We start from the raw sequence: 24859 nt of genomic DNA, 5'->3' as shown, positions 1-24859 counted from the left end.
GCGGACCGCGCCGTCGGCACCTCCGGGGCCCTGTCTGTGGCCAACAGCCCGGGGTGACTGGAAGCCGTGGGCACTACGGCACCGTGACCCGCTGCCCACGCGCAGGTCAGGCACGTCCTCATCACGGCGACCTCCTCCCCTTGCGGCGCTCCCGCTCTGGATCCGTTCCCGCAAGGACCTGAGCACCATGACACGGAGCAGCCTGCACGGTGCCGCACGTACGCACGTAGGTACCGCGCCTGAGGCACGAGCCTCCTGCCGCTCACGCGGGCGCTCAGGACCCTCGAACCACGACGGGCTACTACCGTACCGGGACGACCCGCCTCAGGCGGGGCAGCCGTGCCGGTGTCACGCCACCGTACTGCCGCTAGGAGCGCGGCGGGCTGGCTGACGGAAGCTGTGGTCATTCTCATCGGTCCACCCCTTCCACCGGCCCGGCCAGGCCGGGGGGCGGCACCAGCGACGGGTCCTGGGCGCGAGCACGTCGTTCCAGCACCGCGACGGCCTCCACCCAGCCCGCTACCTGCTGCTCGGCGCTCAGCAGGTGAGCCACCCGGTCGCTCGCCCTCTTGGCCCGGGCGACGTCCTGGTCGGTCAGGGCGTCCAGAGCCGCAGCCAGGGAGGCGGAAGAGAAGTCCGCCGTGACGACGCCCAGACCGTGCTGCCTCACCACCTGCGCCATCTCCGGGCTTGGGGACACAACGACGGCCAGACGGGCCTGGACAAAGTCGAACAGCTTGTTGGGCAGGGCGTGCTTGTAGTTGAAGGACACCGGCGGCAGGCAGAAGACACCGACGTCGTAGCCCGAGAGGGTCTCCACCAGCCGGGTGTAGGGAACCGGGTCCAGGACCCGCACGCGCCCGGGCGGCAGCTGCGCTGCCTGCTGGCGCAGCCGCTCGATCAGGTCGGGGTCGTTCCTGGTGAGGTAGAGGTCAAAGGTCACCTCCCTACGGGTACGCCCCACAGCCTCGATCATGCGTTCCAGGTGGCGGTCTGGCAGGGCCGCGCCGGAGTGGACCAGCCGCAGGGGACGGGAGGGCGGGGTCACCGCAGTGTCATGGTAGGGAGTGGCGTTAGTCACCACCTCGGCCCGTATACCGTACTCACGCCTGTAGGCCTGCGCCAGCCCCTGGGCCACGGTGGTCACGGAGTCCGCACGGACGACGTAGCGTCGGCACAGCCAGCGTACGTAGGGAGCCACGAACAGCCGCCAGCGCAGCACGCCCTCCTTCTGCCGGGGCGCGTACTCGTGCAGGTCGGCGTGGACACCTCCCAGGGGACGCAGGGACAGGGCCAGGGGGACGGTCTCCGCGTCGTTGGCCAGGACCACGTCCCAGGCTCCCACCGGCAGGTGCTTGCGCGCCCAGGAGACGACCTCCTGCCTCGCCTGCACCCGGGAGAAGCGCCGGGCTACCAGGCTGGCACGGTCCAGGCGCCACGAGACCAGCTCGTCAGGTATCTGCACGTGGGCGGCCACGCCCTCAGGGGCCTGCCCGTAGCCACAGGTGGTGACCTCGTGGGTGGCCGACAGCAGGCGCACCTGCTTGAGCACACGGGCGTCAGAGACGATCGGGGAGAAGGAGAGGATCAGTACCCGAGCGCGCCGGGACCCCACCGAGGAGCTGCTGTCCAGCCGCGCCCGGGCCGGTCCCAGGAGCGCCCGGCGGTAGGCACCCAGCAGGGCGACGCTCTCGCTCTGCCAGGTCAGGTGCTGTCCCGCCGCCAGGGCTGCGTCCCGGTACCGCTGCGGGTCGGCCAGGATCTGGCGAATGGTCAGGGCAAGGTCTGCCGGGTCCTCACCGCTGAAGACCTCACCGACCCCGAGGCGCTCGACCACCGAGCGGATGTCCGGCAGGTCAGCGGCGGCCACCGGCACGCCCCCCCGGATCGACTCGAAGAGCTTGTTAGGCAGGGCGTAGCGGTAGGACAGACAGGTGGGACGGACGTGGACCACAGAGATGTCCGCGTCCGACAGCGCCTCGGAGACCTCGTGGGGGGCCACGGGCCCGACCTGGTGGACCCGGTGGGTGACTCCGTGGCGGGCCGCGAGGTCCCACAGCGTGGGCAGGTAGTCAGGCTCCCCATAGCCCAGCATGACCAGGTGGACGCTCTCCGGGAGCGCGGGCAGCGCCGCGATCGTCTCCTCAATGCCCCGTGAGGTGGTGATGCGTCCCCCGTAGGCGATGACCTGCGTGTCAGGCCCCAGCCCGGCGAGTTCACGCAGCCGCCCCCGGGAGCGGTCCGGGGCGGGACCGGCCACCGGGACGTTACGCACCAGGACCGGCGGCGAGGGCATCTGGTAGTGCTCCGCCATCCAGCGCACGATCGAGGGGGACACGGTGATGACCGCGTCAGCGCGCGCGACCCCGCGAGCCTCGATAGCCGCCTCGACCCGGGGGGCGAGAAGACGGTCAGCCCGCACGTTGCGGTCCAGCCACAGCTCGTGGGCGTCGTAGACGAGCCTGGCGCCACAGCGTTCCACGATCCACAGCGCCGGAGCGAGGGTGTTGCCGTCGTTGGCGTGCACCACGTCCGGGGACCACTCCAGGGCAGCACGGGCGGTACGGAGCCAGTAGGTGGACAGGGCCAGGGTCTTGTAGGCACGCATACCCATGTCCGCCTGGAGGGCCACCACGGAGGAGGAGGTCTCACGCAGCACCCGGCGCGCCCTGCCCAGCAGGGAGGAGGTGCCCGGCGCCCCCGCCGCGCCCGACGGGAGTGACGCCTCCTCCTGCCCCACCGTCCCGGACTCGGGAACACCACCTCTGCCATCAGCACTACCAGCACCGCTCCCGGAGCCGGGCGGCGCGGCGGACAGCGCACCGACCACCCCCACGGCTGTGTCCGACGAGGCGTCCTGCCCCTCAATGCCCTCCTCAACGCTGTTCCCGTTCAGCCAGGAACGCATCCGGGCCACGCCCGGAGCCACCCGCTCCAAGGAGAACTCCTGGCTGCGGTGGATGTCCACCCCGGAGGAGACCGGCTCACGTCCCTCGGAGAAGCCTGCACTGGCGCGCGACACGGCGAAGATGCGCACTGTCGCCCCGGCGTCCCTCAGGGTCGCGGCCTCCTTGAGCACCCGCGAGTCGTTGTGGGCGTCGTTGAAGACAAGCATGGCCACACGCGGCCCCCGCCCACCCCGGGTAGGCAGGCGCAGGCTGGCCGGTGCCGATCCGGTCTGGCGGTTCATACGTTCTCCTCCTGGGCGTGACCCGGTTCCGAGACAGCGGCGGACACAGCGACGTCGTCCGGCACAGCGGATGGCACGGCGGACGCCGACCGGCCTGGACTCACCGATCCCACCGTACCGGTGGAGCCGTTGTCCAGCAGTCCGGCCAGCGCCGCCTGCTGGGCGAAGTCCGGGGCGGAGGCCACGACCTCGTCAAAGGTGCCACAGGCCACGAGCTCAGCATCCCGCATGAAGCAGACCTGGTCGCTGTGACGGATCGTAGCCAGGCGGTGGGCGACGACGATGACGGTCACCTCGCCTGAGAGCCCCGCGACGGCCTCGGTCACCGCGGCCTCGGTAGCGGTGTCCAGGGCGGAGGTAGCCTCGTCCATGATGAGGACAAGAGGCTCGGAGTACAGTGCCCGGGCGATCCCCAGACGCTGGCGCTGGCCCCCGGACAGCTTCATGCCGCCCTCGCCGACCTCCGCCCAGATGCCCCCTGGCCGCTCCTCAATGACGTCGAGGAGCTGTGCCCGCTCCAGGGCGCGGCGGACACGGTCCTCGTCGATAGAGTCGGTGTCCCAGGACAGGGCCACGTTGTGGGCGACAGTGGAGTCGAACAAGGAGACTTCCTGGGGGACGTAGCCCACGCGGGAGCGCCAGGAGCGCAGGACGTCGCTGAGAGGGACGTCGTCGACCCGCAGCGTCCCCGAGGAGGGCTCCTGCAACCCCAGGATGATGTCCACCAGGGTGGACTTGCCCGATCCGGAGGCACCCACCAGCGCCATGGAGGAGCCGAAGGGCAGGGTCAGGGAGATGTTCCTCACCGCAGGCTCCTCGGAGTCCGCGTAGCTGAAGGTGACGTCGTCGACGACGAGGGCGCGAGCACCCTGCGGCAGGTCGGCACCGGCGCTCATCTCGGCGTGGCGCTCCCGGTTGGCCCGGCCCTCCTCGATCTCGGCGAGGACCCGCTCGGCGTGGGGGATGTTGGAGCCGGTCTGCCCCATGATCGTCTGGAAACGAGTGATAGAGGGCACGATGCGGAAGCCGCAGACGCCAAAGAGCGCCAGGGAGGACAGCGCCTCACCCTGACCACCCTGCATGAATCCCATGACCGCAGCGATGACGAGCCCCCCGATCAGGGCCATCTCCAGCATGTAGCGCGGGACCGCCCCCAGGAAGGCCTGGTCCGCACGGGCGTGGGAGGCGCGGCTGCGCTCAGCCAGCACCACGCGCTCCAGCTCGGCGGCCTTGTCCCGCAGGGTAATCTCCTTGAGCGAGTGGACCATCTCGGTGACCAGCCGCACAGCCTTGACGGAGTAGGCGCGGTTGTCCTGCCCTGCGGCAAAGGCCCGTCGCAGGACCCACAGGTACATGATGACGGCAACCAGAAGGAAGTAGACCACCGTGACCGCAGCCATGACCGGGCGCGACACGAACAGGACTGCCATGACCGCGACAAAGGTGCAGATCTCACCAGCAAGCTGGGTGAAGGGGATGAGAACACCGGAGACCGTGGAGGCCACACCCACGTCGGTGGAGCGGACCAGGTCCGTGGAGTGGCGCTTGAGGCGGTCGGCCCAGGGCGCGTAGAAGAAGGAGTCCAGCAGCTGGGCACCCAGGTCCTGCTCAAAGCTGGCGAAGCGCCTGGTGGAGACGCGCTGGAGGATGATCGCCAGCAGCCCCTTGGTCACGTAGAGCACGCAGACCACCACCAGGAGCCAGACCAGCATGCTGGGAGGGACAGTCACTCCCAGCAGGGGGACAGTCATGCTGGTCCCGGACATGAGCGGTGTCAGCAGGAGAGCCAGCAGCCCCATGGCCGCCACGTCCAGGAGAGCCAGCGCGGAGAACAACCCCGCGAACGTGAGGATGAATCTCTTGGCCCCTGGAGGCAGGACGCCCAGGAGGTCTCTGACGGTACCCAGCAGCATGCTCACGCCGTGAGTCTAGCTGGCACGGGCGTCCTCGGCCTGCGGCCAGAGTGTGGGCAGAGCCAAGCTCCACGCCGTGCCAGCGGGGCTGGACTACTGCCCCGTGCGCTCCCCACCGCCGATCGTCAGGCGGGGCGTGCCAGCCCACCGGGCAGGGTCCGTGGCGCGCCGCCCGTCGAGCAGGAGCCTGGTGCCGGGAAGGTCTGCCGGGGAGAGGTCCCGGTACTGCGCGTGGTCAGCCTGGACGATGACCACGTCCGTCGGCTCCCCCAGGTGGTAGGGGGTCCAGCCGAAGGCGGACAGCTCCTCGTCTGTGTACATCGGGTCCTGGACGCTGACCTCGGCGCCGGCCTCACGCAGTGCCTCGACCGTGGGGAAGACCCCGGAGAAGGCCGTCTCCTTGACCCCGCCACGGTAGGAGGCGCCCAGGACCACCGCGCGCAGCCCCTCCAGCGAGCCGAGGACCTCGGTCGCCCGGTCCACCACGTAGCGGGGCATGGTGGCGTTGAAGGTCCGTGCCGTGCGCACGACCGAGGCGTCGGGGTCGGTGGACAGGTACAGGCGTGGGTAGACGGGGATGCAGTGCCCGCCCACCGCGATACCGGGCCGGTGGATGTGGGAGTAGGGCTGGGAGTTGCAGGCCTCAATGACCTTCTCGACGTCAAAGCCCGCCTTGTCCGCGTAGACCGCGAACTGGTTGGCCAGGCCGATGTTGACGTCGCGGTAGGTGGTCTCCGCCAGCTTGGCCATCTCAGCGGCCTCGGCAGTGCCCATGTCCCACACTCCGTTAGGGCGAGGCAGGTCGTCACGCTCGTCAAAGTCCAGCACCTGCTCGTAGAAGCTGATACCGGCACGCGTTCCGTCCTCGGTGAGCCCTCCCACCAGCTTGGGGTAGCGGCGCAGGTCGGCGAAGACCCGCCCGGTCAGCACTCGCTCGGGGCTGAAGACGAGGTGGAAGTCCCGGCCCTCGGACAGCCCGGAGATCCTCTCGATCATGGGCTTCCACCGGCCGCGCAGGGTCCCTACCGGAAGAGTGGTCTCGTAGGAGATGAGGGTGCCGGGAGTCAGGTGCTCGGACAGGGAGGCCGTCGCTGCGTCCATCCAGGCGAAGTCAGGCTCCCAGGTGGCGTCGTCCACGAAGAGCGGCACCACCAGGACGACCGCCTGCGCACCAGGAACGGCCTGCGCGTAGTCGGTGGTGGCACGCAGGGCGCCCGAGCCGGTAGCCGGGCTGAGGGCGGCCAGCTTCTCAGCCAGGTGCGCCTCTCCGGGGAAGGGCTCGCGACCCGCGTTGACGGCCTCGACAGTCGCGGGGTTGACGTCAACCCCGATCACCTCATGGCCCTTCTCAGCGTACTGGACGGCCAGGGGCAGACCGATCTTGCCCAGGGCGACGACGGCGATGCGCATGCGCGGGTTCCTTCCTCTCAACGTCTGCCAGACAGCAGGCAGGTCCCGTCAAGAATAGCCGCCTCCTCCCGGTGGGGGCACCCGTCCTCCCGATGAGGAAGGACATACTCCCCGAGGCTGGCCGACCCGAGCAGGCCAGGGGTGTCCCGGACTGTCGGGGGCCGTCCGGGGCTGTCCGGCCTTCCGGGCGGCAGAGCGGGCCGGTCAGCGCGACAGGCGCCGCGCGTCCAGGACCACGGTGCGCAGAAGATCAGCCACAGCACGACCGGTGGCTGACATCGAGCGGTGCTCCTCCACCCAGCGGTGCAGGCGACGGGCTCTCCCGTCCCGGTCTGGTCCGGCCGCCAGGCGCGCGTCCTCCTCCAGCGCCTCGGCCATGGCCGAGGCCACCGCCTGGGGCTCGTGGTCGCAGGCCCACCCCAGGTCGTGACCAGCCACGTCCTCGACCACCGGCCCCCGGCCGGCGTAGAGCACCGGCGTGCCGCACGACAGGGCGGCCAGCACCTTTGTCGGATAGGCAAAGTCGTAGCCCAGCCCGGGCCTGATCGACACCAGGCAGGCCACGGCACCCCGCTGCCAGCGGGCGGCCTGGGCCGGCGGCATGAGAGGGTGCATGACCACAGCCGGGGCGCCGTCCAGGCCGACCGGGATCGTCGCGGCCGTCTCGCTGATGGCCTCCCAGTCGGAGCCCTGCCCCAGGAAGAGGACCTGGGCCGTGGGGTGCACGGAGCGCACCCGGGCCACGGCCTGGGCAAACACACCTGCTCCCTGCCACTCCGAGGCGGTCCCCGCGTAGACGAAGTAGGGGCCGGTGATCCCCAGCTCCTCCTTCTCCTGGGAGGTCGGGGCGGGACCGTCAGCACTGAACACCGAGGTGTCGATACCGTTGAGCACGACCCTGACCTGCCGGGCACCCAGGTCACGCACCGCCTGCGCCACGTCCTCGTTGACGGCGACGACGCTGCTGGCTCCCTTCACAGCGAAGGACTCCAGGGCACGCACCGCCCGGACCACGAGCCCTGGCGCACCGGTGGAGGCGGCTGCGGCCGACCACACGTCCGGGGCGTACCAGACGTAGGGCAGGCGGCGCAGGGCGGCGACCAGGCGCACCACCGCACCAGTCGTCGGAGGCGGCTCCACCAGGACCACGTCGGGGCGGGGCGCGGTGAGGGCACGCAGCAGCAGAGGCATGTCGAAGGACATGTAGGGCAGGTAGCCGCGCAGGTAGCCCGAGCGGTCCCGCAGGGCGGGCCAGCGCGAGACAGTAACACCCTGAGGGTCGGGGGGAGCAGGAGTGTCAGCCACTCTAGCAGGGGCGGAGCCGAGCGCCCCGCCGCCCTGGTTCCCAGCGGGCTCCTGGCTACCGGCCGCCCCGGCCTGAAGAGGCTCGGGGGCCTGAGAAGACCCTGAAGGCAGGCCCGTTGGCGAAGGGCCTGCGGCCCCGGCCCGGGGGGGTGTGGTGGTCAGTACCCGCACCGGCACCCCCCTGCCCGCCAGGGCGCGCTCAACCCCGTCGAGCCGGAAGGAGGCGGCAGCGGCCTCAGGAAGGTGGATACGCGAGGCCAGCAGCACTCCCCCACGGCGCGCCACTGGCCGAGGACCAGCAGCGCACGCCCTGAGGGCACCTCCCCTCAGCCCCCGATCGATCACACCGAGAAGACCGATGACAAGAGTCATACCTTCTCCTTACTCTTCTTGCCGTCGCTCTCCTTGCCGTCAAGGCTGTCGAGAAGATCCAGGCTGCGCGGGGACAGGTCAGCGGCGACCTGTCGCGCCCGGGCCCGCCAGGTCTGGCCGTCCAGGACCTGACGCATCCGCTCCTGGACGGCCAGCCTCTCCCCGGGGTTGTCGGCAAGACGACGCAGCAGGGCAGCCAGGGCCTCAGGACTGTAGGGCAGGGTCCAGCCGATCCCCAGCTCCTCGACGATCCGCCCGGTCTCGGTACCGGCGGTGGCCACCACCGGCAGCTCGTGGGCCAGGTACTCGTAGAGCTTGTAGGGCACGGCGAAGTCCCAGTAGGGGCTGGGCTCCACCAGGAGCACACCCAGGCTGGCCCTCTCGTAGAGGGGCTCCAGGCCCTCCCGCTCGGTGTGGACGACCTCGTGGCGGCCCGGGGGCAGGAGGGGGAGGTAGTGCTCCGCCGTGGCCTGCCAGGTCTCCTGGCGCACGCACAGGGTGAGCCGGGCCTGGGGCACCTGGCCCACGGCCTTGGCCACGGCGTCCAGGATGTAGTTGTCCCCCAGGACACCGATGAAGAGGAGCTCCAGGCTGCCGGGCCGGGGCCGCGACACCTGGGACACAGCCTGAGGGTCGGCCCCGGGGGGCAGCGCCTTGATGCGGTCCGGCCGGATCACTGGCAGGTGGGGTGCCATCGCCTGGCTGGGCAGGTAGACCTGCACTCCTAGCCGCCTCCAGGACCACAGCTCGGCGGTGTAGGCCGCTTTCAGCGCGTTGTCCACTGCCGGGTGGATCCCCTCGCGGAACCGGGGGAAGCGCCAGTACAGGTCTCGGTAGAAGGAACCTACTGCCACGCCGCGACGCAGGAGCCGGGAGAAGAGCCCTGTGTCGAGCCGGGGGTGCACCGGCAGGTGGCGCGGCTCGGTCAACGCGCTGGGGATGGTCGCGTTCTCCGAGTAGAGGAAGGGCGGTGCCGGCGCGTCACCAGGCAGGTGCCCACGCGCGGACAGGTACTGGTCTACCCGGAGCAGCGCACGCCTCATCGCACGCCGCCGCTGCGAGGCGTAGCCCGCGACGGTCACCACCTCGAAGCCGAGGGCCTCAAAGGCCTCGCGCATACGCACTGGCCGCAGGCGAGAGGCCGCCGCCCGCTCCACCAGCGGGTAGGGGGCGTGAAAGATCATGAGGGGACGGGCGCGGCCCTCTGGCACCTCCCGGTAGTCCTGCACAGTGCTCCTCCGCTCCTCCCGGCTGGTTTCGACGACGGCCAGCGGCGGCGGGGCCGCCGGGCAGGCAGTAAGGCAGACAGTACGTCAGAGGAGCAGCGCGGGCGAGCCGGGCGACTGCGAGGACCGCGATGCCCCTGGCCCGGCTGGCCCCTCATGGTGGACGCCGGCGCCCCGCCCAGCGATCCACCGCTCGATGTCGTCCTTCATCGAGTCCATGACTGCGGACGCCGTCTCTATCGCCCACCGCACGACTGTGTCTTCACCACCATTGACCCGGTCAACAAGGGACTCGTCAATAAAGTTTTCATCAAGAGTCTCGACGGCAACCGCCCCCATTGGGCGGTCAGCGTGCTCCATGCGCACAGCCAGCATGGCGCGACTCTTCATTGCCATTCCCCGGCACTCGTGCTTGCTGATCCCGTAAGCGCTCACGTTATACCTCACCCATTCCTCATCGTCAGACGGAAAGCGCTCAAACGCGACACGCCCCTTGGTGTAAGCGAATCCAATACACCCCTCGCCGGGAGGATACGAGAGCCTCCCTGGTCTGTCCAACTCCAAGTTCCGAGAGAATCGCGCTACCGCGTAGAGCCGACTGTCATAACAGTAGTAGAAGGTAACGCGTGACGCCGAGAGCAGCACGTCCTCGCGCCCGCCCGAATCGCTCTCCAGCACCAGAAGACGCAACAGACGGTGCGCCTGAACCTTCATAACAGCGCCAATCATCTGGTGGTACTGTTTCTCCCGCTCCTCGGACCACCGGATCTCCTTCCGAAGGTCGTCGTGACGAGCCCCTGCGAGGACTCCCCAGACCAGCGACACGACTGACATGCCAGCACCGACAACCAGAAAGGTGTAACCGGGCAGGAACAAGAGCGGCTCCGTCTGAACGGACCAGATACCGAGCAGGATCGCACCGGCCCCTTGGCCCAGGGTTGGCCAACTCCGTCTGAGGAGGACCATCCACTCCCTGGGTGTGCGCCTGCCCGTAACCATGACGGGCGGCTCAGGCGGTCGCGTACGCGAGGCGTCTCTTGTCCTTGGCTACCGTCAGATCCACTCTGCCGGAGAGGCTGACAACAGCACCGTTCATGAAGGACTCGGCGACCTCGGCTGCCGCAGCAAAGCCCTCTGCCTCAACGACCAGCTCTACCCGGACGGAGTGCAGGGTCGGCGCCTTGCGGATCTCGACGACATCGACGTCAGGCCGCTGCTCCTCAAGCCGACGAGCAGTATCACGCAGCAGGTCTGCAGCAGCGTCAAGATCCTGCCCCTGAGCGAGACCGAGATACGTGGCAGCCTGGTACTTCCTCGCCATGGCCTCCCCTAAATTCTAACTGGTCACCCCCGGGGGACATCCCGGCTACCTTGCAGTGTAGCAGGAGCGCACAGGCTCCTGCCGCCTCAGGACCCCACGACCCACTCGTGGACGGCCCGGTAGGCAGCCCCGACCACGGGTGTGGAGAAGCGCTCACCGATCGTGGCGGAGACGTCAGCGGCGCTGGCGCCCGCCAGCCGGCCACGGGTCTCCACCACGGCGTCGGCCCAGGCGGCGGGAGCCGCCCCCGCCGCCACGACGCTGCCGTTGCCCTCCTCCACGTACTCCGTCTGCCCCCCGGCGTCGGAGACCACGACGGGGCGCCCCGCGACGATGGCCTCGGCAGCGGAGACGAAGAAGTTGTCCCCCCTGGTGGGACCGAGGAACATGTCGGCCTGGGCCAGCTCCTCACGCACCCCGGCGGCGTCCAGCGTACCGGTCAGACGCACCCGCCCGGCGAGGTCAGGCCGGGCGGCCTGGGCCTCGACCGCAGCCCGCAGCGGCCCCTCCCCCACAAAGGTCATGGTGGCCTCCACCCCCCGGGACACGAGCTCGGCGAGGACCTCCAGGCAGGCCAGAGGGTCCTTGCGCTCCACCAGTCCGCCCACGCTCACCAGGCGCAGGGTCCCGTCCGAGGCCCCGCCCGGACGCTCCCCCCGGCGCGGCACGGGCTCCCCCTGGGGGTCCACGATACAGGGGACCACGACCACGGGGGCCTCCGCCCGGCAGGCTCGGACCGGGGCGGCGAGGTACTCGCACACTGCCGTGACGACGTCGGGACGGCGCAGGGCCGAGGAGACCAGGACCCGCCCCGCCCTCAGCGGCAGGCTGAGCGTGCCGGGGTTGGTCAGGCCGGACCAGTGCTCGGTGTGGACCCACGGCGCGGTCAGCGCCCCGGCCGAGTCCAGGAGGGTCAGTGGCAGCAGGGAGCTCATGGCCATGGAGTGCATGACGTCGGCGCCCTCGACCAGCCGTGGCAGGGCAGCCGCCGCCTTGGCGACCGAGGCGGGGCTGGCAGGCCGCATGGGCACGCGGACCACGGGCAGCCCCTCAACGGTGACGCGCCGGGTGCCGTCGTCCTGGTGGGGCGGCACGAGGTGGATGATGCGCACCTCCTGGCCCGCCCGGGCGATCGCGCGGCAGTCCCTGACCACGAAGGAGCCGGAGGAGGGAGCGACGGCGGTAGGCAGCCAGGTTGTCACGACGGTCACGCGCATGGGGCTACTGTAGGGCGAGGCGGCCCCAGGAGCACGACAGGGCGCCACGACGCGACACTGGACCTGCCACCCTGCGTGGCTCCTGCTGCGTGGCTCCCGAAGCAGTCGGCGTCCGGCCCGCACGCGTGCCGATACCCTGGTCCCATGCGTGTCCTCTCCGTGGTCGGGGCCCGGCCCCAGTTCGTCAAGCTTGCTCCTGTCGACGCCGCCTTCCGCGCGGCGGGCGTCGACCACCGGATCGTCCACACCGGCCAGCACTACGACCCGATGCTCTCCGACGTCTTCTTCACCGACCTGGGGATCGCCTCGCCCGACGTGCACCTGGGGGTGGGTTCAGGCACCCATGGCCGCCAGACCGGGGCGATGCTGGCGGCCATGGACGAGGCCATCGAGTCCCAGCGCCCCGACTGGGTCCTGGTCTACGGGGACACCAACTCCACCCTGGCTGGAGCCCTGTCCGCCGCCAAGCTGCACGTCCCCGTCGCCCACCTGGAGGCAGGCCTGCGCTCCTTCAACCGCTCCATGCCTGAGGAGGTCAACCGGGTCGTGACCGACCACGCGGCCGACCTGCTGCTGACCCCCACAGCGGTGGGCGCCGACCACCTGGCAGCCGAGGGGCTCGCCGACCGCACCGTGGTGGTGGGCGACGTCATGACCGACGTGCTCCTCCAGGTGCGTGACCGCGTGGCCGACGACCCCTCCCCGGTCATGACCCGGCTCGGCCTGGAGGACGGGGAGTACTCCCTGGCGACGATCCACCGGGCGGAGAACACCGACGACCCCGAGCGCCTGGCCAGCGTGCTCGACTCCCTGGCCAGCCTGGACCACCCGGTGGTGCTCCTGGCGCACCCACGTCTGGCAGCCAGGTGCACCGACCACGGCCTGGACCTGCCAGCACAGGGCGCGCGCGGCTCCCTGATGGCACACCCCCCGCTGGCCTATCCCGAGCTGATCGCCTCCGCCCTGCACGCGCGCGGGGTGGTGACCGACTCCGGCGGGCTGCAGAAGGAGGCCTTCCTCCTGCGGGTTCCCTGTACCACCGTCCGTCCGCAGACCGAGTGGGTGGAGACCGTGGAGCTGGGGTGGAACGTGCTGGTCGAGCCGGGACCAGACCTGGTCGCGGCGAGCTCGCGCCCGCGCCCGGCAGAGCCGACCCCGGACCAGGCCCACCCCTACGGGGACGGTCACGCCGCCCAGCGGGTGGTCGAGGCGCTGCTGGAGAGGGCCTGACGCGCAGCGGGTGCCGACGCACCTGACACGCGCCGACCCGCGACGTCGGGGCCGCGCCCAGCGGGTACGGCCCCGACACGCAGCACCGTCGTAGCCCCCTAGCCCCGGACTGGCGGGCCAACCTTGCAGCTGCGGCCGGGGACGACGCCTCAGCCCGCAGGCAGCGTCACAGCGACAGCCTCACAGCGCGATGACCTGGCCGCTCTCCGCCGAGGCCAGGACCGCCTCGACGACGTTGAGGGTGGCTACCCCCTCGTCCATGGTGACGTGTCTGGAGCCGGTGCCCCGCACCGCGTCGCGGAAGGCCTCCTGCTCCACGGCCAGGGGCTCACGCTTGGCGATGGCGTAGCGGATGACGTCACCCTCGCTGACCCCACGGAAGGCCGCCACCTGGTCCCAGGTCGAGGGGACGGTGCCGTTGGCGTAGAAGGTCAGGTCGCCGGTCAGGGTGTCCGCCACGAAAGAGCCCTTCTCCCCGGTGACGATCGTCAGCCGCTCCTTGAAGGGTGTGAGCCAGTTGACCTCGTGGCACACGATGACACCGTTGGTCAACCGACCGGTTGCCACCACCATGTCCTCGGTCTCCCGGCCTGAGCGGTGGGCCACCTGGGCGCTGATCTGCGCGTAGGGCGCCCCCGCCACCCAGGCCGTCAGGTCGATGTCGTGCGTCGCCAGGTCCTTGACCACGCCCACGTCGCTGATCCGGGCCGGGAAGGGGCCCTGCCGCCGGGTGATCACCTGGTAGACCTCTCCCAGGTCGCCGCGGTCAAGCCGCTCCCGCAGCGCCCGCAGGGCGGGGTTGCAGCGCTCCACGTAGCCCACAGCTCCCACCAGCCTGCGGGAGGAGAACTCCTGGGCCACGCGACGGCCGGCGGCGGCGTCGTGGGCGATGGGCTTCTCCACCATCGTGTGGACCCCCGCCTCGGCCAGGGCCAGGGCCACCTCCTCGTGGAAGACAGTGGGGACAGCCACCATGGCGGCGTCCAGGCCGACGCTGATGAGCGCCTGGACGCTGTCCAGGACCGGCAGGTCCCCAGCGGCACCGAAGCGGTCGCCCCCAGGGTCAGCCACGGCCACGAGGTCCATCCCCTCCGTGGCCCGGATGACCCGGGCGTGGTGACGGCCCATGGAGCCCAGGCCGATAAGACCGACACGCAGGGGGGCCTGCTCAGTGTCAGTGGTCGCTGCACCGCTCGTCGCAGTCATCTCAGGCACCAGCCTTCACGGTGGCGCTCACGGCCTCCACGACGCGGGCGAGGTCGTCCTCGGTCAGCGAAGGGTGGACCGGCAGGGACAGGCACTCACGGGCCGCCTTCTCCGTCCCCGGCAGCTCCAGCCCCGGGGCGTAGGGGGCCAGGGACTCCAGCCTGTGGTTGGGGATCGGGTAGTAGACGCCGGTCCCCACCTGCCACTCCTCGCGCAGGACCGCCTGGACGCGGTCCCGCTCCACAGCCTCGGCCCCCTCCAGGCGGATGGTGTACTGGTGGTAGACGTGGGTGTAGCCCTCAGGCACGTACGGGGTCACCACCCCGTCCACTCCTGACAGCCCCTGGTTCAGGGCCGCCGCGTTGGCCTGGCGGGCGGCGGTCCACTGCGCGAGCCTGGTCAGCTGGACCCGGCCGACAGCCGCCGACACGTCGGTCATGCGGTTGTTGAGCCCCACCACCTCGTTGGCGTACTGCTTCTCCATGCCCTGGTTACGGATCAGTCGGCAGCGACGGGCCAGCTCGGGGTCCGAGGTGGTCACCATCCCGCCCTCAATGCTGGTCATGTTCTTGGTCGGGTAGAAGGAGAAGGAGCCCCACGCCCCGAAGGTCCCTACGGGCGTGCCGTCGATGGCCGCTGCGTGCGCCTGGGCGGCGTCCTCAAAGACCTGCAGGCCGTGGCGGTGGGCGATCGCCATGATCTCTGGCATGTTGGCGGGCAGGCCGTAGAGGTGGACCACCTCGATAGCAGCGGTGCGCTCGGTGACGGCCGCCTCCACCGAGGCAGGGTCCAGGGTGAAGGTGACCGGGTCGATGTCGGCAAAGACCGGAGTGGCACCCGCGACGGCGACCGAGTTGCCAGTGGCGGCAAAGGTGAAGGAGGGCACGATCACCTCCGCGCCCTCGGGCAGCCTGCTGGCCAGGGTAGCCACGTGCTGGGCGGAGGTGCCGGAGTTGACGGCCACCGACTCCGCCCCAGGTGTCACCTGGGCCGTGAACTCCTCCTCGAAGGCCTTGACCTGGGGACCCTGGACCACCATGCCAGAGGCGATGACGGCGTCAACGGCATCACGCTCCTCCTGACCGATAAGCGGCTTGGCGGCAGGGATGAACTCGCGTGGCATCAGTGGCTGACCTCTCGAATAGTGTTGTCGGACTCTTCGTACAGGGCTTGGGTGGCGGGGCAGCGCCACAGGACGGCGTCCCGGGAGCAGGTCCCACCAGGGAGGTCGGAGCCGGGGACGTCGGCAGGGTCCACACGCACCAGCGGCTGCCCGGCACGTCCCACCCAGCCGACCCGGCGGGCAGGCACGCCGGCCACAAGGGCATGGGCTGGGACGTCCCTGGTCACGACAGCACCTGCGGCCACGGTAGCCCAGGCACCGACACGCACCGGGGCCACGCACACGGCACGCGCGCCGATAGCGGCCCCCTCCTCCACGGTGACCCCCACGGGCTCCCAGTCGCTGGCCGACTTCACCGACCCGTCCGGGTTGACCGCCCGTGGGAAGTGGTCGTTGGTCAGCGTCACGGCGGGGCCGATGAAGACACCGTCGGCCAGGACAGCAGGCTCGTAGACAAGGGCGTAGTTCTGGACCTTGCAGTGGGCGCCCATGGTCACGCCCTCACCGATGTAGGCCCCCCTCCCCACGACGCAGCCCTCACCGAGGACGGCGTTCTCGCGGACCTGGGCCAGGTGCCAGATGCTTGACCCCTCACCGATCGTCGCCTCCTCGGAGACGTCGGCGGAGGGGGCGATACGTGTTGCCACGGCGGCTCCTTGCTGAGACGGCAGCCTGAAGGCTGCAGGTAGTGTCCGGGCTGCCCGCACGGCACAGGTACGGCCGCCCGGGTGACCGGTGCCCATCCTAAGCATGTCCGGGCCGTATCTTCATAGGCATGGGTGCAGGCATGCAAGAATGCAGCAGTGACCCCCTACGACACCGCCAGCCGGACCGCACCGGCGCAGGACCTTCCGGCAGCAGCCCCGGTCACCGACGCCTGGCTTGTCATCCCCCTGTTCAACGAGGCCCCGGTCGTGCGTGAGGTCATCACCCAGGCGCGCCGCGTCTTCCCCCTCGTGGTGGTCGTGGACGACGGCTCCGCAGACGCCTCCGCAGACGAGGCCGAGGCCGCAGGGGCCGTGGTCGTGCGGCACCCCATCAACCTGGGCCAGGGCGCCGCGCTCCAGACGGGCTTCAGCTACCTCCTGGAGCGCACTGACGCCGCCTACGCGGTGACCTTCGACGCCGACGGCCAGCACTCCGTGGCCGACGCGGCCGCGATGGTCCGTGCCGCCCGGGAGGAGGACCTTGCTGTCGTCCTGGGCTCGCGGTTTCTGACAGGCTCCTCCTCGGTGGGCCTGGTGCGGCGGCTCATCCTGCGCACCGCGGCGCTGGTGGGCTCGCGGACCTCGGGGATGCGCCTGACCGACGCCCACAACGGGCTGCGGGTCCTGCGCCGCGACGCCCTGGCCCGCATCGACCTCACCCAGAACCGCATGGCCCACGCCAGCCAGATCGTGCGCCAGATTGGCACCATGTCGCTGCCGTGGCGGGAGTTCCCCGTCACCATCACCTACACGGAGTACTCCCGGGCCAAGGGCCAGTCCCTGTGGAACTCCGTCAACATCCTCGTCGACCTGCTCTTCTCCTGAGCGCCTGACCCTGCAGAGGACGCGGCACCATGTACCCCCAGATCATCATCCAGTCCCTTCTCATCCTGGCCGTGGCGGCCGTCGGCTGGATGATGCTGCGCACTCCTGGCGGCGCCAGGAACCAGGCCGCCCGCCGCCTGGTCACACTCGCCTTCGTGCTGTTCGCCGTCGTGGCGATCGTCACTCCGTCCCTCATGACCCGGGTCGCAAACATGGTGGGGGTTGGACGTGGCGCCGACCTGCTGCTCTACGCCCTGGTCGTAGCCTTTCTCGCCCAGGTCCTGTCGGCCTTCAGGCGCAACGCCGCCAGGGAGAGGCAGATCACCCGCCTGGCACGCCGGATCGCGCTGGACCAGGCCCCGGAGCCGCCCGGCGCCTCCCCGACCGGCCCCGGGGTGGCGCCGGAGAGCCCGGCCCGCAGCACCTGAGGCGCCACTGAGGTACTGAGGCTAGCGCCGTCGCCTCGCCTGCCTCACGACAACCTCCTCGCGCAGGCGCAGGCCACCGGTGACGGCCCACCTCACCGGCGCCTGCCAGGGGGCCGCGTACCGCCCAGCCATGTAGCGGCGGGCCGACGCGTGGTGGGCACGAATCATGGCCTCGGGCCGGGACTTCCAGCTCGCGCCCTGCTCATGGACCACCTCACAGTCCAGCACCTGAAGGTTGACCCACCCGGCTGCGCTCACACGCCGCCCGAGGTCGACGTCCTCAAAGAACATGAAGTAGCTCTCGTCAAAGCCACCCAGACGTCGCCACGCCGCAGCGGGCAGCAGCAGGCAGGCACCAGAGAGCCAGCCCACCTCCCTGACCGCCAGCTCCCTGTCCGCCGCCCTGCCGCCCGGGGCGGCACCCCTGTCGGCGTCGGCGCCCCCCGTCCGACCGCCACCCCCGGACCTGCGCCCAGCCTGATGACCCGGCTGGCTATCCGGCTGGCTGTGGTAGGCCGTGGAGAACGGGTTGGAGGGCCAGAGCCTGCCCAGAAGGGCGTGCCCCGCGCCCCCCACCAGTGAGGGCAGCGCCCGTCCCGAGGGGTAGACGGTGCCGTCAGGACTGAGTATCCGCGGCCCCAGGCACCCGGCGCGGGGGCTGGCCAGGCTGGCGTCCACCAGGGCGTCCAGGCTGCCCGGCCTCCAGACCAGGTCCGGGTTGGCCACCACGACCCAGTCCTCGGTCAGGTCGGCGGCCGCGAGGTTGGCCCCGCCCCCGTAGCCCCGGTTGGTCCCGTCCCCCACCACCCGCGCCCCGTGCGTCCTGGCGGCAGCCTCGACGACCTCGTGGTCCTCACCGTTGTCGGCGATGACGGTGAGGACCTCCCGCCTGGTCGCGGAGCGCAGGGAGGTGAGGAAGCGGTCCAGCTCCTCCCCGGGGTTGTAGGCGACCGTGACGACACGGACCGCCCCGCCGCCTGGCGAGGAGGCGGAGGTGCGGGACGGAGCGGGCTGGGGGGCGGTTCCAGGTGCGGTCACGGCCAGGAGCCTAACGCCACAGGAGCCGTGAGAGGACTCACTGAGGTCGGACGAAGATCATCCCCGGGATCCTCCCTCAGGAGGAGAAGCGCAGCGTGAGTCCACCTATGATCGCACTGTGCCCAAGGTCGTCCTGCCGCACGCGCGGCACTCGTCAAAGGACCTCGGCCGCCACCTGGCGCGCCGGGTCATGCTGTGCCTCCTGGCCGTGGTCCTGTTCCTGGCCTCAGGAGTCGGCTTCGCCTGGCAGGACCTGCAGTCGCGCATCAGCATCTTCGACGCTGACGGGATCCTGGGTGAGGACCGCCCCGGCGACGACCTCCCGGACAGCTACGAGGGCCGGGCCGTCAACCTCCTGGTCCTGGGGTCGGACACCCGCTCCGGCGACAACAACGTCGACAACTCCCAGGGCAGCGAGGACGTGGCCGTCGCCCGCTCGGACACGGCGATGATCATGCACATCTCCGCTGACCGCAGCCGTATCGACGTCGTGTCCATTCCCCGCGACACCCTGGTGGACATCCCTTCCTGCACCACCCTGGACGGTCAGACCACGCAGGCCGTCACCGACGGGCAGTTCAACTCCGCCTTCGCCAACGGCGCGGGCACCGGCACCGACTCCAGGTCGGTGGTCTCAGGGGCTGCCTGCGCCCAGAGAACCGTGGAGGGGCTGACCGACATCCGCATCGACGACTTCGTCGTGGTGGACTTCGACGGCCTGTCCACCATGGTTGACGCCCTAGGCGGAGTCGACCTCTACGTCGAGGAGGAGATCTCCGACCCCGACTACACCGGCCTGGAGCTGACGAAGGGCTGCCACACCCTGGACGGGGCCGCGGCCCTGCAGTACTCGCGCGTGCGCCACGGCGTCGGGGACGGCTCCGACATCTCCCGTATCAGCCGTCAGCAGAACCTCATGAGTGCCATGGCGCGGGCGGCCCAGTCCAAGAACCTGCTCAGCGCCAACGAGCTCTACGACTTCGCCACCAGCGTCCTGGAGGCCCTGACTGTCTCCAAGGGACTGAGTCTGACCGCCCTGGCGGGACTGGGCTCCAGCGTCCAGCAGGTCGGCATGGGCAACATGAACTTCGTCGCGATGCCGACCGCAGAGGCCTCCTGGGACGCCAACCGTGTGGTCCCCACCGACGAGGCGGACGACGTCTGGGAGGCGCTGCGCAACGACCAGCCGGTGCCTGATGGCTCCGACGCCTCTGAGGACTCCGAGGACACAACAGGGAATGATGGCACCGCCACACCGGCTGGCAGCACGGACGGAACGGACGGGCAGGACGCTGCGGGCTCCGCCGCCACGCCCGCGCAGACCGCCACACCGGCTCAGGACGCCCAGGCCCAGCCCTCGCAGTCGGCACAGGCCGCAGCAGCCGCCTCCGAGGCGCAGCAGTGCGGATAGGGCAGGATCGACCGCGTGACTCCCAGCGACGACTCCTTGCCTCCGTCCATTGCCCCCGGCTCCGGTCAGCCTCGCAGACGGACACGGCCTGCAAGCGCCCGTGACGACGGAGCCTCCCCGCAGGCCCAGTCCGGCGTCCCCTCCGCCCACCCCAGGCGCTCCCTCAGGCAAGAGGCGGGGACCAGCAGCGCACCACAGGCCCAGCCCTCCCCTGCTCGGCCCGTCGGCGCACCGGAGTCCGAGGCAGGCAGCGCCCTGGGGCGCCAACCTCGTCGCCCGCGTCCCACCCCTGCCACTGGTAGTGCCGTTTCCGGCGCAAGCCGCAGCAGGGCACGTTCGGGCTCCGGTGCTGTCCCGCTGACCAGTGACGCTCCCAGCCGCCCGGCCCGCCCCGGAGCGGCACCTGGACACCGCCCTGCGGCCACCAGCGCCGCCTCCAGCGACCCGGGCACCCGGGTGATGCCGACCAGCACGCGCACCGGCGTCGCAGGTGCCGTATCCTCCGAGGCTGACCCGCTGCGGGAAGGAGGCCTCACCAAGGGGAGACGTCGTCGCCCTCTGCGGTGGGTCGCGGCCGTCCTCGTCCTCCTCCTCGTCCTGGCGGGCGCCCGGGTGGCCTGGCTGTGGCACGGGGTCTCCTCCGGTCTCCAGCGGGTGGAGGCGCTCTCAGGTGCGAGCGGCACTCCCGGCGAGACCTGGCTGGTCGTCGGCTCGGACTCCAGGGCGGACGGCGCGGTCCAGGACGGGACCGAGGGATCGCGAGCCGACTCGATCATGCTGCTCCACAGGGCGGACAACGGGCAGGCCAGCCTGACCACCCTCCCCCGGGACACCTACGCTGAGATCCCCGGCCACGGCGGGAACAAGATCAACGCCGCCTACTCCTTCGGGGGGCCCCAGCTGCTGGTGCAAACAGTCGAGGCCCTGTCCGGCCTGACCGTGGACCACTACGTCGAGGTTGGTATGGGTGGGGTCTCCCAGATGGTGGACGCGGTCGGCGGAGTCGAGGTGTGCATGGACTACGACGTTGACGACGCCGACTCCGGCCTGGTCTGGGACACCTCGCACGGGACCTGCCAGGAGGTGGACGGGGCCAAGGCCCTGGCCTACGCGCGGATGCGCAAGTCCGACCCCACCGGGGACATCGGGCGCGGCCTGCGCCAGCGGGCGGTCATCTCAGCAGTGGTGAGCAAGGCGGCATCCCCCTCGACCTTGGTGAGCTTCTCACGGCAGGACGCGCTGGTGGGCTCCGGGACGCAGGTCCTCACGGTTGAGGAGGAGGCCGGAGTGATGGACCTGGGGCAGATGGTCCTCACCTTCCGATCCGCATCGGGTGAGGAGATGACGGGTGCCCCGCCAATTGCAGACCTGGCCTACGCGCCTGGCGGCATCGGTGAGTCCGTGCTCCTCCAGGACACGACGGCGCCGGAGTTCTTCACAGCCCTGCGTGACGGCAAGCTGACCTCGCAGAGCTTCAACCAGTCGTGACAGCGGCACCACCAGGCAGAGCTGAGCCAGGAAGACGAGGGACACTGCTCCGGCCTGCTGGTGCTGGTAGGAGGACGCCTTCCCACCAGCAGCGCACCCCCCAGGACGGGAGGAAAGACAGGAGGCAGGCCCAGGAGGTCAGGAGAAGTGGGGGCGGTCCGGGTCCGCCTGCCAGGCGGCGAAGGACGAGGCGACGATGTCGTCAAGATCGTGCTCGGCCCGCCAGCCAAGCATCGCCCTGATGCGCTCAGGGCTACCGATGAGCTGGGGCGGGTCTCCCGCGCGGCGCTCCAGCTCCTCAGGCACGACATCCAGGCCCGTGGCAGCAATGACCTTGCTCACCACCTCACGCACGGAGGACCCCTGACCCGTCCCGACGTTGAAGACGTGCTCGGGCATCTCCTTGCCGCTGGCCATACAGTCCAGCGCGGCGACGTGGGCGACGGCAAGGTCCTGCACGTGGATGTAGTCCCGGATGCACGTCCCGTCAGGGGTGGGGTAGTCCGTGCCGAAGATCTTAGGGGTGTCCCCCTTGGCGAGCCGCTCCAGCACCATGGGAATAAGGTTGAGGGTGGCCATGTCCCCCAGGTCCTCCCACCCCGCACCAGCCACGTTGAAGTAGCGCAGACCTGCCCAGCACAGCCCCCAGGCCCGCTGGGCGTCAGCCAGTATCCACTCCCCGATAAGCTTGGTCTCACCGTAGGGGTTGATAGGATGGCAGTCGGTCTCCTCAGGCACGACCTCCACCGGAGGCATCCCGTAGACCGCCGCCGAGGAGGAGAAGATCATCTGCCCCACGCCCGAGCGCTCCATGGCGGCCAGCATGTTGGCCAGGCCGCCGACGTTCTGCTGGTAGTACCAGACAGGGCGCTCCACCGACTCCCCCACCTGCTTACGAGCCGCGAAGTGGACGACGGCGGTCACTCCCCGGGAGGACATGAGGTCAGTCAAGGCATCCTCCGCCTTACCCTCGGCGACGTCCAGGGTGACCAGGGACGCCCCCTCCACCCGAGACGCTGTCCCGTAGGAGAGGTCGTCCACGACGACGACGTCCTCACCACGCTCAAGGAGAAGTCGGACGACATGGGCACCGATGTACCCGGCACCACCGGCAACAAGAATGCTCATGCCAGCATGTTACACAGTAACCCCCGGCAGCGGGCACGACCGAACCGCCCCGTCATGCCCGGAGGCCACCCCCACCAAGTACTGCCGGGACAGTCCGCTGGCGGCGGTGCGGCCGCCTCTGTCGCCCACCAGGACGCAGGTAGGCCTCGTGCCAGCAGACCTGTCAGCGGGACAGCCTGTGCTCCCGCAGGGAGGCGCCCTTGGCCCGGGCCTCGTTCCTCATGCGCTCCTGGTAGTCCCGGGTCGCCGCGCGCAGGCGCAGGGCCTGTGGCCCCTCGCCCGCTCCCAGGATCCGGGCTGCGAGCAGCCCGGCGTTGCGGGCTCCGCCCACCGACACGGTGGCCACCGGCACACCAGCGGGCATCTGGACGATCGACAGCAGGGAGTCCAGCCCGTCCAGGTGCCGAAGCGGGACCGGCACACCGATGACCGGCAGCTCGGTGACGGCCGCCAGCATTCCTGGAAGGTGAGCCGCTCCCCCAGCTCCGGCAATGATGACCCTCAGTCCGCGTCCTGCGGCGTCCTGGCCGTAGCCGAGCATGTCGACGGGCATCCGGTGGGCGGAGACGACGTCGGCCTCGTAGGGGACACCCATCTCGTCAAGAGCCTCCGCGGCAGCACTCATGACCGGCCAGTCGGAGTCCGAGCCCATGACGACACCGACCAGCGGCGCCTCGGCTCCGGTGACCGGGTCGGCTGTCGACGCCTGCTCCTCGGCCAACGAGCCCGGTGCGCCCCTCTGCGAGCAGCCTACCGAGCCGTCCTGCGGCCCGCCCCTCGCCTGTGCGCCCTGTGGTGTCGTGCCTGTCATCTCTGCCTTCCCTCCTCACGCGGCAGGCCCCACACTACAGGCCGCGCCCAGGCTGCGGCACCCCGGTAGCGGCCTCGGTCCGCCCAGGTGTGCTTCCCTGAGAGCAGCCCCAGGAGACGATCAGGCCTCGCCACGTAGCACGGCGACGACCTCACGCGCCCGCTCCAGGGCCTCCTGCGGAGTCTCGGGCGGGGCCACCGTGAGGTTGACGTGCCCGAGCTTGCGACCCGGCCGCCAGCTCTTGCCGTAGAGGTGGACGCGGGCACGAGGCTCCAGGGCCAGCGCCCGGGCCAGGGCCTGCCTCCCCGGAGGTCGAGGCCCCCCGACGAGGTTGACCATGACGGTAGCCGGGGCCGTGAGCGCGGCAGACCCGAGGGGAAGGTCGAGCACGGCACGCAGGTGCTGGGCAAACTGGCTGGTCACGGCACCGTCCTGCGTCCAGTGGCCGGAGTTGTGGGGACGCGTGGCCAGCTCGTTGACGTAGAGGCGTGCAGGCTCGCCCGGCTCCTCCACGCAGAACATCTCCACGGCAAGCACCCCGGTAACCTGGAACTCCTCCGCCACCGTGCGCGCGATGCGTTCCGCCTCCTCGGCAGCGAGGGGGTCCAGCCCAGGAGCGGGAGCCACCGCCTCCACGCACATGCCCGAGGCCTGGACGGTCTGGACCACCGGCCAGGTCTCCACCTGCCCCCGAGGGCTTCGGGCCACTAGCACGGCCAGCTCCCGGGAGAACGGGACCGCCTGCTCCACCAGGAGGCTGGTGACCGCGCCTCCTCCAAGGCTGCCCCCGCCCCCCGCCGAGGACCTGGTGTCGCCAGCCACGGCTGTCAGCCAGTCGCGGGCAGGCCCTTCCTCCAGGGCCTCGGCGTCATGGACCAGCAGCACGCCGTGACCGTCGTAGCCGCCACGAGGAGTCTTGAGCACCACCGGCCACCCGTGGACCTCGGCGAAGGCGCACACGTCAGCAGCCATCCTGTCGGCCATACTGTCAGCCGACGACGGCCCCGCCCGGCGTGCCGTCCTGCCAGCCGCTGCCCCGATCTCGGCCCAGGCTGGCTGCGGCAGCCCCGCCCTGGCCACGGCCCGCCGCATCACGTGCTTGTCCTGGGCCAGCAGAAGCGCCTGGGGCGAGGGCTGGACGCTGAGTCCCTCGGACTGGAAGGATGCCAGGAGGGAGATGTCCTGGTGCTCGTGCTCGAAGGTGAGGACGTCGGCGGCCTGCCCCGCACCGGCCCCGCAGGCGTCCTCGGCTCCCTCGCCGCGATGACCGGAGACGAGCCGCCGCAGCGCGGCCCCGTCACCGGCCGCGCCAACCGGGGCGTCCACAGTGACCTGGCCCGCAGACCCCTCACCGGACTCGACCAGTACCCGCAGGTGGATACCGAGGGCACTGGCCTCCTCCTGCATCATGCGGGCCAGCTGCCCGCCCCCGACAACGGCTACGACAGGTGTGGTCACGCCCCACAGGCTACCCGTAGGGTGTGCCTGGTGACGTCATGTACCCGCTCCC

20 protein-coding genes are annotated in these 24859 nt (G+C 70.6%); 5 read left to right on the top strand and 15 right to left on the bottom strand.

The window, feature by feature from the left end:
• Positions 1-409 precede the first annotated feature (409 nt).
• The 8 genes from CWS50_RS02495 to CWS50_RS02460 all read right to left on the bottom strand — a co-directional run bounded on the left by CWS50_RS02495 (position 410) and on the right by CWS50_RS02460 (position 11954).
• Positions 410-3190, bottom strand: a complete 2781-nt coding sequence (locus CWS50_RS02495; RefSeq protein ID WP_127841528.1) for a glycosyltransferase — start codon at positions 3188-3190, stop codon at positions 410-412.
• Entirely contained in the window at positions 3187-5103 is a 1917-nt protein-coding gene (locus CWS50_RS02490) for an ABC transporter ATP-binding protein (protein ID WP_127843176.1), read from the bottom strand. Before CWS50_RS02490 ends, CWS50_RS02495 begins: the two co-directional genes overlap by 4 nt.
• 93 nt (positions 5104-5196) lie before the next feature.
• Positions 5197-6513: a nucleotide sugar dehydrogenase gene (locus CWS50_RS02485; protein WP_127841527.1), complete on the bottom strand. Its 1317-nt coding sequence runs from the start codon at positions 6511-6513 to the stop codon at positions 5197-5199.
• A gap of 204 nt (positions 6514-6717) precedes the next feature.
• Positions 6718-8190, bottom strand: coding sequence for a glycosyltransferase (locus CWS50_RS02480; RefSeq protein ID WP_127841526.1), 1473 nt, complete (start codon positions 8188-8190; stop codon positions 6718-6720).
• Positions 8187-9419, bottom strand: coding sequence for a glycosyltransferase (locus CWS50_RS02475; RefSeq protein ID WP_243118422.1), 1233 nt, complete (start codon positions 9417-9419; stop codon positions 8187-8189). Before CWS50_RS02475 ends, CWS50_RS02480 begins: the two co-directional genes overlap by 4 nt.
• A gap of 84 nt (positions 9420-9503) precedes the next feature.
• Entirely contained in the window at positions 9504-10292 is a 789-nt protein-coding gene (locus CWS50_RS02470; RefSeq protein WP_127841525.1) for a hypothetical protein, read from the bottom strand.
• A 133-nt stretch (positions 10293-10425) separates the two neighbouring features.
• Positions 10426-10737, bottom strand: coding sequence for a hypothetical protein (locus tag CWS50_RS02465; RefSeq protein WP_127841524.1), 312 nt, complete (start codon positions 10735-10737; stop codon positions 10426-10428).
• Positions 10738-10823: 86 nt separating this feature from the next.
• Positions 10824-11954, bottom strand: a complete 1131-nt coding sequence (locus tag CWS50_RS02460) for a glycosyltransferase family 4 protein (RefSeq protein WP_127841523.1) — start codon at positions 11952-11954, stop codon at positions 10824-10826.
• A 144-nt stretch (positions 11955-12098) separates the two neighbouring features.
• On the opposite strand from CWS50_RS02460, the gene wecB reads away from it, so the two are divergent.
• Complete coding sequence (gene wecB, locus CWS50_RS02455; RefSeq protein ID WP_127841522.1) at positions 12099-13184, top strand: non-hydrolyzing UDP-N-acetylglucosamine 2-epimerase; 1086 nt, start codon at positions 12099-12101, stop codon at positions 13182-13184.
• A 180-nt stretch (positions 13185-13364) separates the two neighbouring features.
• On the opposite strand, the gene CWS50_RS02450 is transcribed toward wecB, so the two are convergent.
• The 3 genes from CWS50_RS02450 to CWS50_RS02440 are packed head-to-tail and all read right to left on the bottom strand — an operon-like array spanning position 13365 to position 16160.
• Positions 13365-14390, bottom strand: a complete 1026-nt coding sequence (locus CWS50_RS02450) for a Gfo/Idh/MocA family protein (RefSeq protein ID WP_127841521.1) — start codon at positions 14388-14390, stop codon at positions 13365-13367.
• Between the two features lies 1 nt (position 14391).
• On the bottom strand, positions 14392-15513 hold the full coding sequence (locus CWS50_RS02445; protein WP_127841520.1) for a DegT/DnrJ/EryC1/StrS family aminotransferase: 1122 nt from the start codon (positions 15511-15513) through the stop codon (positions 14392-14394).
• A complete protein-coding gene (locus tag CWS50_RS02440; RefSeq protein WP_127841519.1) occupies positions 15513-16160 on the bottom strand; it encodes an acyltransferase in 648 nt (215 codons plus the stop codon). Before CWS50_RS02440 ends, CWS50_RS02445 begins: the two co-directional genes overlap by 1 nt.
• A gap of 156 nt (positions 16161-16316) precedes the next feature.
• Between CWS50_RS02440 and CWS50_RS02435 the strand changes: the two genes are divergently transcribed.
• The gene (locus tag CWS50_RS02435; protein WP_127841518.1) at positions 16317-17045 is read left to right on the top strand and encodes a glycosyltransferase family 2 protein; all 729 of its coding nucleotides are present in this window, start codon (positions 16317-16319) and stop codon (positions 17043-17045) included.
• Positions 17046-17074: 29 nt separating this feature from the next.
• Complete coding sequence (locus tag CWS50_RS02430; RefSeq protein WP_127841517.1) at positions 17075-17473, top strand: DUF2304 domain-containing protein; 399 nt, start codon at positions 17075-17077, stop codon at positions 17471-17473.
• Between the two features lie 21 nt (positions 17474-17494).
• Here the strand turns inward: CWS50_RS02430 and CWS50_RS02425 are convergent, their stop codons facing one another.
• On the bottom strand, positions 17495-18511 hold the full coding sequence (locus CWS50_RS02425) for a glycosyltransferase (protein WP_127841516.1): 1017 nt from the start codon (positions 18509-18511) through the stop codon (positions 17495-17497).
• 118 nt (positions 18512-18629) lie between these two features.
• Between CWS50_RS02425 and CWS50_RS02420 the strand changes: the two genes are divergently transcribed.
• Both CWS50_RS02420 and CWS50_RS02415 read left to right on the top strand, forming a co-directional pair.
• Entirely contained in the window at positions 18630-19922 is a 1293-nt protein-coding gene (locus CWS50_RS02420; RefSeq protein WP_164860053.1) for an LCP family protein, read from the top strand.
• Between the two features lie 15 nt (positions 19923-19937).
• Positions 19938-21410: an LCP family protein gene (locus CWS50_RS02415; RefSeq protein ID WP_243118421.1), complete on the top strand. Its 1473-nt coding sequence runs from the start codon at positions 19938-19940 to the stop codon at positions 21408-21410.
• Positions 21411-21548: 138 nt separating this feature from the next.
• On the opposite strand, the gene galE is transcribed toward CWS50_RS02415, so the two are convergent.
• The 3 genes from galE to CWS50_RS02400 all read right to left on the bottom strand — a co-directional run bounded on the left by galE (position 21549) and on the right by CWS50_RS02400 (position 24807).
• Positions 21549-22538 (bottom strand): UDP-glucose 4-epimerase GalE, encoded by a 990-nt coding sequence (gene galE / locus CWS50_RS02410; protein WP_127841515.1) that lies wholly within the window; start codon positions 22536-22538, stop codon positions 21549-21551.
• A gap of 163 nt (positions 22539-22701) precedes the next feature.
• Entirely contained in the window at positions 22702-23190 is a 489-nt protein-coding gene (purE, locus tag CWS50_RS02405; RefSeq protein WP_127843172.1) for a 5-(carboxyamino)imidazole ribonucleotide mutase, read from the bottom strand.
• Positions 23191-23469: 279 nt separating this feature from the next.
• Entirely contained in the window at positions 23470-24807 is a 1338-nt protein-coding gene (locus CWS50_RS02400) for a 5-(carboxyamino)imidazole ribonucleotide synthase (RefSeq protein ID WP_127841514.1), read from the bottom strand.
• Positions 24808-24859 lie beyond the last annotated feature (52 nt).

Origin of the sequence: Actinomyces wuliandei (genome assembly GCF_004010955.1) — a bacterium.
In the GTDB taxonomy this organism is placed as follows: domain Bacteria; phylum Actinomycetota; class Actinomycetes; order Actinomycetales; family Actinomycetaceae; genus Actinomyces; species Actinomyces wuliandei.
Note: the sequence above shows the minus strand (reverse complement) of the source record. Positions and strands in the feature narration are given on the sequence as shown.

Excerpts from the sequence above, each read along its gene's own strand:
- CWS50_RS02495 (WP_127841528.1), bottom strand. The coding sequence starts at position 3,190 with ATGAACCGCCAGACCGGATCGGCACCGGCCAGCCTGCGCCTGCCTACC.
- CWS50_RS02490 (WP_127843176.1), bottom strand. The coding sequence starts at position 5,103 with ATGCTGCTGGGTACCGTCAGAGACCTCCTGGGCGTCCTGCCTCCAGGG.
- CWS50_RS02485 (WP_127841527.1), bottom strand. The coding sequence starts at position 6,513 with ATGCGCATCGCCGTCGTCGCCCTGGGCAAGATCGGTCTGCCCCTGGCC.
- CWS50_RS02480 (WP_127841526.1), bottom strand. The coding sequence starts at position 8,190 with ATGACTCTTGTCATCGGTCTTCTCGGTGTGATCGATCGGGGGCTGAGG.
- CWS50_RS02465 (WP_127841524.1), bottom strand. The coding sequence starts at position 10,737 with ATGGCGAGGAAGTACCAGGCTGCCACGTATCTCGGTCTCGCTCAGGGG.
- CWS50_RS02460 (WP_127841523.1), bottom strand. The coding sequence starts at position 11,954 with ATGCGCGTGACCGTCGTGACAACCTGGCTGCCTACCGCCGTCGCTCCC.
- wecB (WP_127841522.1), top strand. The coding sequence starts at position 12,099 with ATGCGTGTCCTCTCCGTGGTCGGGGCCCGGCCCCAGTTCGTCAAGCTT.
- CWS50_RS02450 (WP_127841521.1), bottom strand. The coding sequence starts at position 14,390 with ATGACTGCGACGAGCGGTGCAGCGACCACTGACACTGAGCAGGCCCCC.
- CWS50_RS02445 (WP_127841520.1), bottom strand. The coding sequence starts at position 15,513 with ATGCCACGCGAGTTCATCCCTGCCGCCAAGCCGCTTATCGGTCAGGAG.
- CWS50_RS02430 (WP_127841517.1), top strand. The coding sequence starts at position 17,075 with ATGTACCCCCAGATCATCATCCAGTCCCTTCTCATCCTGGCCGTGGCG.
- galE (WP_127841515.1), bottom strand. The coding sequence starts at position 22,538 with ATGAGCATTCTTGTTGCCGGTGGTGCCGGGTACATCGGTGCCCATGTC.
- purE (WP_127843172.1), bottom strand. The coding sequence starts at position 23,190 with ATGGGCTCGGACTCCGACTGGCCGGTCATGAGTGCTGCCGCGGAGGCT.